The organism is Lacrimispora sp. (genome assembly GCF_032078915.1).
Classification (GTDB): Bacteria; Bacillota; Clostridia; order Lachnospirales; family Lachnospiraceae; genus Lacrimispora.
Map to the genome: position 1 here is coordinate 25247 of NZ_DAMAUN010000030.1, position 9138 is coordinate 34384.

General features: G+C 47.3%; 10 protein-coding genes. 5 read left to right on the forward strand and 5 right to left on the reverse strand.

Going from position 1 to position 9138, the window contains the following annotated elements:
- Positions 1–175: 175 nt before the first annotated feature.
- The 5 genes from RT269_RS13350 to RT269_RS13370 all read left to right on the forward strand — a co-directional run bounded on the left by RT269_RS13350 (position 176) and on the right by RT269_RS13370 (position 5595).
- On the forward strand, positions 176–2071 hold the full coding sequence (locus RT269_RS13350; RefSeq protein ID WP_313183285.1) for a BglG family transcription antiterminator: 1896 nt from the start codon (positions 176–178) through the stop codon (positions 2069–2071).
- Between the two features lie 118 nt (positions 2072–2189).
- Positions 2190–3614: a 6-phospho-beta-glucosidase gene (locus tag RT269_RS13355; protein WP_313183287.1), complete on the forward strand. Its 1425-nt coding sequence runs from the start codon at positions 2190–2192 to the stop codon at positions 3612–3614.
- A gap of 11 nt (positions 3615–3625) precedes the next feature.
- Positions 3626–3934, forward strand: coding sequence for a PTS sugar transporter subunit IIB (locus RT269_RS13360; protein ID WP_313183289.1), 309 nt, complete (start codon positions 3626–3628; stop codon positions 3932–3934).
- 25 nt (positions 3935–3959) lie between these two features.
- Positions 3960–5249 carry a PTS sugar transporter subunit IIC gene (locus RT269_RS13365; RefSeq protein WP_313183291.1) on the forward strand — a complete coding sequence of 430 codons (1290 nt, stop codon included), beginning with the start codon at positions 3960–3962 and terminating at the stop codon, positions 5247–5249.
- 31 nt (positions 5250–5280) lie between these two features.
- Positions 5281–5595 (forward strand): PTS lactose/cellobiose transporter subunit IIA, encoded by a 315-nt coding sequence (locus RT269_RS13370; protein WP_313183292.1) that lies wholly within the window; start codon positions 5281–5283, stop codon positions 5593–5595.
- A 95-nt stretch (positions 5596–5690) separates the two neighbouring features.
- Here the strand turns inward: RT269_RS13370 and thiD are convergent, their stop codons facing one another.
- From thiD to RT269_RS13395, 5 genes are all read right to left on the reverse strand, one after another.
- A complete protein-coding gene (gene thiD, locus RT269_RS13375) occupies positions 5691–6491 on the reverse strand; it encodes a bifunctional hydroxymethylpyrimidine kinase/phosphomethylpyrimidine kinase (RefSeq protein WP_313183293.1) in 801 nt (266 codons plus the stop codon).
- On the reverse strand, positions 6488–7129 hold the full coding sequence (gene thiE, locus RT269_RS13380) for a thiamine phosphate synthase (protein ID WP_313183295.1): 642 nt from the start codon (positions 7127–7129) through the stop codon (positions 6488–6490). The genes thiD and thiE overlap by 4 nt, the downstream gene beginning before the upstream one ends.
- On the reverse strand, positions 7116–8003 hold the full coding sequence (gene thiM / locus RT269_RS13385; RefSeq protein WP_313183296.1) for a hydroxyethylthiazole kinase: 888 nt from the start codon (positions 8001–8003) through the stop codon (positions 7116–7118). Before thiM ends, thiE begins: the two co-directional genes overlap by 14 nt.
- Before the next feature lie 12 nt (positions 8004–8015).
- Positions 8016–8570 (reverse strand): energy coupling factor transporter S component ThiW, encoded by a 555-nt coding sequence (thiW, locus tag RT269_RS13390; RefSeq protein ID WP_313183297.1) that lies wholly within the window; start codon positions 8568–8570, stop codon positions 8016–8018.
- A gap of 81 nt (positions 8571–8651) precedes the next feature.
- Positions 8652–9138 (reverse strand): phosphomethylpyrimidine synthase ThiC (locus tag RT269_RS13395; RefSeq protein ID WP_313183299.1); only part of this gene is annotated, 487 nt, incomplete at its 5' end.

Genomic DNA, 9138 nt, shown 5'->3' on the forward strand with positions numbered 1-9138 from the left:
GGCAATTTAAGGCCTCCGGCACTGTTTTTGGGATAAATCCATGGGAGAAGGTTCCCGGTCCACACGCCTTTCATTACCAGAATTAATGTGGTAAAAATGTAAATGGAAAAATAACGCCTGCCATGTTATGCTGATAATAAAGTATTGTGGGACAAAAAGTGCGAAGGAGACGGCTATGCTTTGGAAACAGTTGCAGGAATTGCTGATGCTCTTGAGTCAGGAAGAATACAGAACGGCTTCGGCATTGGCAAAACAGCTGAAGGTCAGTGAGAAGACGGTACGGCTGAGACTGAAGGATTTAAGCGGGCTGCTGGAAGGCCATGGAGCAGAAATAAGCTCAAAAGCGAGATACGGATATATACTTCGGATTCATGACCAGGAGAAATTTGACGCATTCATAAAGAATGAAAGGGAACATACGGAGCGTTTTCCTGAGAGAGAAAATGAAAGAAGAGAATATCTGCTTGCATATCTGATATCCAGGATGGATTATATCAAGATCGATGAGCTTTGTGATTTTCTCTTTGTTTCAAAATCCACCCTGTCCAATTCTCTTAAACCGGTGGAAGGAATATTAAAGCGCTACGGCCTTTCCATTGACCGGAAGCCTAATTACGGAATCAGGATCCAAGGGGAAGAATTTGATATCCGCAGGCTGTTAAGCGACTATTTTATTAAGCGACAGGGCTTAACCGGGGTGGACATCAGCCATCAGGAAAGTGAACTGATCCACCTGGCGGAAGTGATCAAAGGTCTTTTAAAGAAGTATGGGATCCGTCTTTCCGAGATTGCCTTTGAGAATTTCGTGGAATATACCTATGTAGCCAGGAAGCGGATGAAGTCAGGCTTTTATCTTCAGATGGATAAGGAAAACCTGCCGGAAATAGGGGGGAAGGAATCTGCCCTCATCCGGGAGCTTATTTCTTCTATCGGGACCCAGGAACAGATCGTCTATACGGCTGATGAGGAACATTATCTCTTACTGTATCTGGCTGGAAAGAGAATGATCGGAAGCACTCTGGAAAACGATATCAATTTTGTGATCAGGGAGCAGACCGACCAGTTAGCCCTCGCCATGATGGAGCTGGTAAGCAGGGAATACGGTCTGGAAATGCATAATAATTTTGAGATACGGATGACCTTAAACCAGCATCTGGTCCCCTTTGATATCAGGATCCGGTATGATATTCCGCTGAAAAATCCCATTCTGGAAGACATTAAGCAGAGGTATTGCCTGGCATATCAGATATCTTATGAAGCAGTAGGAGTCCTTAAAAAGCATTATAAAAAGGATATTTCCGAGGATGAGATCGGATATTTTGCCCTGATCTTCCAATTGGCCTTAGAAAAGGACAAGATGGATCCCTGCTCGGATATTCTTGTGGTATGCAGCACGGGAAAGGGAAGCTCCCGGTTATTAAAATACAAATATGAAAGTGAATTTTCCGGATATTTAAGGAATATCTATGTCTGCGATCTTCTGGAGCTGGAGCATTTCGATTTCCAGAAAGTCGATTATATCTTTTCCACCGTCCCTATTACCATGGAGGTCCCGGTGCCTATTGTAGAGGTGGGGGCTTTTCTGGAAGCAGATGATATCCAGAAGATCACAAAAACCCTTAGAAGAGGCAACAGCCGTGGGATCTTAAAGCGGTATTATACTCCACAGCGGCTGCTTACAGGGGTGGAAGGAAAGCATAAGGAAGATATATTAAAGGATTTATGCGCCGTGATCCGGAAGCAGGAAAAGGTGGATGATAATTTTTATGAGCTGGTGCTTGAGCGGGAAACCTTTGCCCAGATGGATTATGGAAATTATATCACCCTCCCGCACCCAAACCAGATCGCTTCGGAGGAAACCTTTGCTTATGTGGTGATCCTAAAAGAGCCGGTTATCTGGAACAAGCTTCCGGTCCAGATCGTTCTGCTGATTTCCATTGGAAGAAAAGAGGATAGAAACCGTCAGACCTTTTATGAAACGACTGCGCGGTTTGCCCTTAATAAGGAAGCGGTGAAACAATTGATCCAGAAACCGGAGTATGAGACTTTACTGGATCTGCTGGAAGAATAAAGATACCACATTCAGACTGAGAGGAACTGCCAGATTGAATGTGGTATTTTTTTCGTTGGAGTTTTGAGTATTCTGATGTTACCATAAAGACAAATGATTGAAGGAGGAAACAATACATATGCTGAGAAAAGATTTTCTGTGGGGAGGTGCAGTAGCTGCCCATCAGCTGGAAGGAGCCTGGAAAGAAGGAGGCAAAGGCGTCAGCGTTGCCGATGTGATGACAGCTGGAGCCAATGGAAAGGAACGGGAGATCACAGATGGTGTCATAGAAGGAAAATATTACCCCAACCATGAAGGCATTGATTTTTACCACCGTTATAAAGAAGATATCCTTCTTTTTGCGGAAATGGGGTTTCAGTGCTTCCGCACCTCCATTGCCTGGACCAGGATTTTCCCTACGGGAGAAGAGTCAGAACCGAATGAAGAAGGCCTCCGGTTTTACGACGGCTTATTTGATGAGTGCAGAAAGCATGGGATCCAGCCGGTCGTGACTCTGTCCCATTTTGAAATGCCGTATGAACTGGCGGCTAAGTACGGCGGCTTTAGAAGCCGTATCTGCGTGGAGCTGTTCGTGAAGTTTGCCAAAGCATGCTTTAAGCGGTATAAGGACAAGGTGACCTATTGGATGACCTTTAACGAGATCAATAACCAGGCTGATTATGACGGGGACTTTGCCCCATTTACCAACTCAGGACTTCGTTTTAAGGAAGGAGATAACCGGGAACATCTGATGTACCAGGCGGCCCATTATGAGCTGGTGGCATCAGCTCTGGCAGTAAAGGCAGGACATGAGATAAATCCTGATTTTAAGATCGGCTGTATGATGGCCATGTGCCCTATTTATCCTTACTCCTGTGATCCAAAAGATATGATGATGGCCATGTCTTCCATGCAGAAACGCTACTGGTTTGCCGATGTCCATGTAAGAGGACAATATCCGGAATACATAAAGGCATATTGGAAACGGAAGGGGATGGTTCTTGATATCACTTCGGAAGACTTAGAGGCGCTTAAAGCAGGCTGTGTGGATTATATCGGATTCAGCTATTACATGTCCTTTACGGTGAAGCACAGGGACGATAATCCTGAGTATGATTACCGGGAAGGTCGGGACAGGGTGAAAAATCCTTATGTGGAGGCAAGTCAGTGGGGATGGCCCATTGATCCGGAAGGGCTTCGCTACACTATGAACTGGCTGTATGACAGGTACGGGCTTCCTCTGTTTATTGTGGAAAATGGCTTCGGTGCCTATGACAAGCCGGGAGATGACGGCATGATCCATGACGGGTACCGGATTGAATATTTAAAAGCACATATAGAATCAATGAAAAGATGTGTCGACCAGGATGGAGTGGATCTTTTGGGATATACACCCTGGGGCTGTATTGATCTGGTATCCGCAGGGACCGGTGAGATGGAGAAGCGCTACGGGTTCATTTATGTGGATAAGGACAATCAGGGAAACGGAACAGGAGAGCGGAGCAGGAAAGAAAGCTTTTACTGGTTTAAGAAGGTGATTCAAACAAACGGAGAGGAATTATAGGAGGGGAAAGCATGTTAAAGATTCGGTTATTTTGCAATCAGGGAATGTCCACAAGCCTGCTTGTGAGTAAAATGAGGGAGGCAGCGGTTCAGGAAGGACTGGAAGCGGATATCATGGCATTTCCGGTCAATGACTTAGATGAAAATCTGGGCGGAGTAGACTGTGCCCTGCTTGGTCCTCAGGTAGGATACTTAAAGGACAAGGTTTTAAAGACATGTGATAGTCATCAGGTGCCAATGGATGTGATCCCTATGATCGATTACGGCATGTGCAATGGAAAAAAGGTTCTGGAGTTTGCACGGAAGCTGGCAGGCAAATGAGAAAAGAAAGGGAGGGACAGTGAGGATGAAGGATTTTTTAAATAATAAGGTGATTCCTAAAATGATGGTGTTTATCAATACAAAGGCAATTCGGGGATTAAAGGATGGTCTCCTGTATTCCATGCCAATGATGATCATCGGATCTATTTTTCTGCTTTTGGCAAACTTCCCGTATACACCTGTTGCCGACTGGCTGGGGGCAGCAGGAATCACTCCGGTGCTGAATCAGGCATTTGAAAGCACCTTCAATGTTATGGCTCTTATCGCCTCCATAGGAATTGCCTATACCTATGTAAAAAATGAGGGGTATAACGGAATGCCGGCAGGAGTGATTTCCCTTTGCACTTATCTGCTGTTTCAGCCTTCCCAGGTAACCAGCCAGGAGGGAGCTAACGTTGGTGTTATTTTTAAGACCTGGACCGGCGGACAGGGAATGATCGGCGCCATTATTATCGGACTTATTGTAGGCTGGATCTATACCGTATTTTTAAAGAAAAACATTACCATTAAAATGCCGGATGGAGTGCCTGAAGGAGTTGCCGCTTCTTTTACGGCTCTGATTCCAGGCGCGGTTATTATTATCGCAGCTTCCATCGTTTATGCGGTTGTAAAAAATATGTTTGATACGACCCCAATGGAATGGATCTATAAAACCATTCAGATTCCGCTCCAGGGCCTGACGGATTCCTTTGGCGGGGTTGTTGCCATGGGATTTTTGATTCCGTTTTTCTGGTTCTTTGGCATTCATGGTTCAACCCTTGTGGGGGGAATTATGGGTCCCCTCCTTACGGCCAATTCTGCCGCTAATCAGGCAATTCTCGACAGCGGAAGGGAGCTTAATCTGGCAAATGGCGGACACATTGTCACCCAGCAGTTTCTGGATCAGTTTATGACGGTTACAGGGGCCGGAATTACCATTGGACTGGTGATATATCTTACTTTTTTTGCCAAGTCCAACCAGTGCAGGCAGGTGGGAAGGCTGGGAATCGGACCGGCATGCTTTAACATCAATGAGCCGGTGCTTTTTGGCACTCCGGTGGTGTTAAACCCCATTATGGCAATTCCCTTCATGATCATGCCTGTTCTGTCCGGAACCATTCAGTATCTGGCAATCTATATGGGGCTTTGTCCCATGTATAAAGGGATTCTGGTGCCCTGGACCTGTCCTCCCATTATTTCGGGATTTTTGATCGGAGGCTGGAGGACGGCACTGCTTCAGGTGGTGATTCTGGCATTGTCATTCTTCGTATACTTTCCATTTATCAGGGTGATTGACAAAATGTATGAGAAGCAGGAAAATCAGACTCAGGGCTGATAATTTCTGTACAGAGAGAAAAGGTGGAAAAATGCAGGAATTGGAACTTATTTGCTTTCAGCTGATCACTGCTGCCGGCGGAGCAAAATCAAACTATATCAAAGCAGTGCAAAAGGCAAAACAAGGAAAATATGAAGAAGCGGATCATCTGATTGCGGAAGGGGACGAAATGATGAAACAAGGTCACTTGCCTCATGCCGACTTAATTCAAAGAGAAGCGGCAGGAGAGGCAGTGCCTATGGGACTTATTCTGACCCATGCGGAGGATCAGATGATGAGCGCAGAGATCTTTAAGGTCATGGCCGAAGAGATGATCGATCTTTACAGGAAACTGGAAAGCAAATAAAACGGGATTCTGCAATAGGAAATGAAAATACCGGTTATGGCGGGAGCATGTAATGTTTCCCGCCATAACCGGTTAAAAAGCTTTTTGGGGAATTTTTAGGTTTTCCAACCGTGCCACAAAGGTCCCCGTCCTTTTCCCAGATTTAATCCGGCTTTTAATGCTCCGTTTAGATAGGACTTTGCCATCCGGATGCTTTCTTCCAGCCCCATGCCTAAAGCCAGTCCGCAGGCAATGGCAGAAGACAGGGTGCATCCGGTTCCATGGGTATTTGGATTGTCGATACGTTCTCCTGGAAACCAGGTGACAGTTCCGTTGCAGCATAGAACATCATCAGCCCTCTGGGAATTATGGCCTCCTTTTAACAGGAAAGGTACCTGATAGATATGGAAGAGCTCCATCGCGGCTTCTTCCATATCGTTTCTACTGTATATCCGGTGCCCTTTTGTGGATAAAAGTGCTTCTGCCTCCGGGATATTGGGGGTAACTAAAGCAGCCAGGGGAAACAGCCTGCTTGTTAAAGTCTTAACATCCTGAGGCATTAAAAGAGAATGCCCGCTGGTGGATACCATGACCGGGTCCACGATCACAGGAGAGCGGTTATATTTTTCCAGCTTTTCCGCAATGATTTCGATAGAACTGGAAGTCCCGGCCATGCCGATCTTTACTGCTTTTGGCGGAATGTCCGTAAATACGGCATTAAGCTGGGCGGCAAGCATTTCCTGACTAACTGTTTCCGTCAGAAAAACCCCCGTAGTATTTTGTGCGACCAGGGCGGTAATAACGCTGGAGCCATAGACACCCAAAGCTGCGGCGGTCTTTAAATCCGCCTGTATTCCGGCGCCGCCGCTGGGATCAGTGCCTGCAATGGTGAGGAAGGCAGGAAGAATCAGACTCATAGGCTCACCACCTTTAAAAGCTGTTCTTTTAAGCGATGGACGGCTGTGGTTATATCCTTTTGCCCGAAGATGCCGGAAACCACCGAAGCTCCGGCCACGCCTGTTCCTTTCAGTCTGGAAACATTTTCTACGGTAATTCCTCCGATGGCCGTTACCGGAATAGGAACGGAACGGCAGATCGCTGTCAGCTGTTCCAGAGTTAAGGGAATGGCATCCTTTTTTGTAGGGCTTGGGAAGAGGGCCCCGGATCCTATATAATCCGCCCCATCCATATATGCCTTTTTTGCCTGACTTACATTTTTGGCGGTAACGCCCAGGATACGGTCCGGTCCGATCAGCCGGCGGACCTCTAACGGAGATAAATCATCCTGTCCAACGTGTACGCCGTCTGCCCCGCACTTAAGGGCAATCTCCACATCATCGTTGATGATTAAGGGGATCCCATAATGCTTTGTAAGCTCACGGACAAGTATGGCTTCCTCCAGGAAAGCACGTTTGTCCATAGATTTTTCTCGGAGCTGGAGAAGGGTCACTCCGGCACAAAGAGCTTCTTTAATCTGCTCTGTTAAGGTCTTTTCTCCTGTAAATGCCTGGTCTGTTACTGCATAGAGGAGAAGCATATCTCTATGAAACTTCAATATTTATTCCTCCTTTCAAGATACCTTCATCCAAAAGGCTTACCTCATCGAGAAAGCAGCAGCGGAAGATCCCCGTACCGCCGGAGATCTGTTCCGCTTGTTTTGCCGCCCGCTCCCCGCAAAGACCGGCAGCAGCCGTGGCAAGAGCAGCGGCCTTAAATATGTCATGCTGTGAGGGCGCGGGGCCGATAGCGGCTGTATAGGCGGCGATTATGCCATCCAGCATGCAGCCGCTTCCTGTGATGCGGGACATTTGAGGACATCCGTTCTTTATAAGCAAGTTCTCTTTCCCGCTTGAAACAATATCAATGGCTCCTGTCATAACAGCCACGGCGCCGGTTGCAGCGCTTAATGCCCTGGCTGTTTCTCTAAGAGATTCCAGGGTATCTTCCCTTATCTCATCAGAAAAGGAAGCATCAACTCCCCGGGCGGGAGATGCTAAACCGTTTCCGTTCCCAGCGCTCTGTCCTGTCAGCTCCTTTAACAGGACCCGCAGCTCAGAGGCATTTCCCCTGATAACGGTTACATGTACTTTCTTTAAAAGGGAAAGAGCAGTTTCAGTCCGATAACGGGATGCACCGATTCCTACCGGGTCAAAGATGACAGGGAGGTTTCGCCGGTTTGCTTCCAGCCCGGCTTTTATCATAGCGGACTTAGTGGTTTCTTTCGGAGTTCCGATGTTCAAAAGAAGGCAGTCGGATAAGGCGGTTATCTCCGAAACCTCTTCCGGCTGGTCTGCCATAATGGGGGAGCCGCCGCAGGTTAAAATGATATTTGCCACGTCTCCGGCCGTAACATAATTGGTGATACAGTGGATGACGGGCCGCTTTTCCCTGACCAGCCCGGTCAGAGAATGGTTCATCTTAAAGCTCATATCTGTTTCCCCCTATTCGTTGATGAGCCGCTCGAAATAGGAAAAAAGACCAAGGCGGCGCAGCATTGCCAGCAGGATTGCAGCTAATAGGGTCCCGGCAAGAGTGCTCATGAGAAACGGAACTACAAAGAAGAAGACAGCTACCTCTTTTCCCATAAGAAAGATGGCAACCGGATAGCAGAGCAGCCCTCCGATCAGCCCGGTCCCAACTACTTCTCCAAGATAAGCAGGCAAAAGCCTCCTGGTTTTTTGAAACAGATAAGCGCCAAGAAACGCGCCGGCCATGCTTCCCGGAAAGGCAAGCAGGCTTCCGGTTCCCATAAGATTCCGTATGAGTGAAGTACAAAACGCCATGGAAACGCCATAGACAGGCCCTAAGAACACCCCAGCCAGAACATTAGCCAGATGCTGCATTGGAAAGCATTTAGAAGCTCCCACCGGGATGGAAAAACCGGAGAGCGCAACGGTAAGAGCTGTCAGCATTCCGCTGATCACCAGCTTTTTCACCCGTACTCTTGAACCGGCAGAAGAGTTATTATAAATTGTTGAAAATATTTGATTTTTCATGAAAATTCCTCCTGTTTATGTAATTTCAACCTAACAAGTAGGGTCGCGGATTGCGAATATCCGAATGGTTTCCAAAAAATATTATTCATCAAAAATATCGACGATCTCTCCATCTAAAATCCGGTTCATGTTTTTCATGGCGCAGAAATTGCCGCACATGGAGCAGGTGTCTTCTTTTTCCGGTTTTGACGAGGCCCGGTAGCTTCTGGCCTTTTCCGGGTCAATGGCAAGCTGGAACATGGTTTCCCAATCCAGCCGTTTCCTGGCATCGCTCATCTTATGATCCCATTCCTTAGCACCCCTTATGCCTTTTGCAATGTCAGCCGCATGAGCCGCGATCCGGGCCGCAATGATTCCTTCCCTTACATCTGCTTCATCCGGCAGCCTCAAATGCTCCGCTGGAGTCACATAGCAGAGAAACGCTGCTCCGGCAGCAGCAGCCACCGCTCCACCGATCGCTGCGGTTATATGGTCGTATCCCGGTGCAATATCAGTGACAAGAGGTCCCAGAACATAAAAGGGCGCTCCCTTGCAGATCGTCTGCTGTATTTTCATATTGGCTGCAATC

What these genes read in the sequence shown, in the direction of transcription:
- RT269_RS13350 (WP_313183285.1), top strand. Translation starts at nt 176, where the DNA reads ATGCTTTGGAAACAGTTGCAGGAATTGCTGATGCTCTTGAGTCAGGAA.
- RT269_RS13355 (WP_313183287.1), top strand. Translation starts at nt 2,190, where the DNA reads ATGCTGAGAAAAGATTTTCTGTGGGGAGGTGCAGTAGCTGCCCATCAG.
- RT269_RS13360 (WP_313183289.1), top strand. Translation starts at nt 3,626, where the DNA reads ATGTTAAAGATTCGGTTATTTTGCAATCAGGGAATGTCCACAAGCCTG.
- RT269_RS13365 (WP_313183291.1), top strand. Translation starts at nt 3,960, where the DNA reads ATGAAGGATTTTTTAAATAATAAGGTGATTCCTAAAATGATGGTGTTT.
- RT269_RS13370 (WP_313183292.1), top strand. Translation starts at nt 5,281, where the DNA reads ATGCAGGAATTGGAACTTATTTGCTTTCAGCTGATCACTGCTGCCGGC.
- thiD (WP_313183293.1), bottom strand. Translation starts at nt 6,491, where the DNA reads ATGAGTCTGATTCTTCCTGCCTTCCTCACCATTGCAGGCACTGATCCC.
- thiM (WP_313183296.1), bottom strand. Translation starts at nt 8,003, where the DNA reads ATGAGCTTTAAGATGAACCATTCTCTGACCGGGCTGGTCAGGGAAAAG.
- thiW (WP_313183297.1), bottom strand. Translation starts at nt 8,570, where the DNA reads ATGAAAAATCAAATATTTTCAACAATTTATAATAACTCTTCTGCCGGT.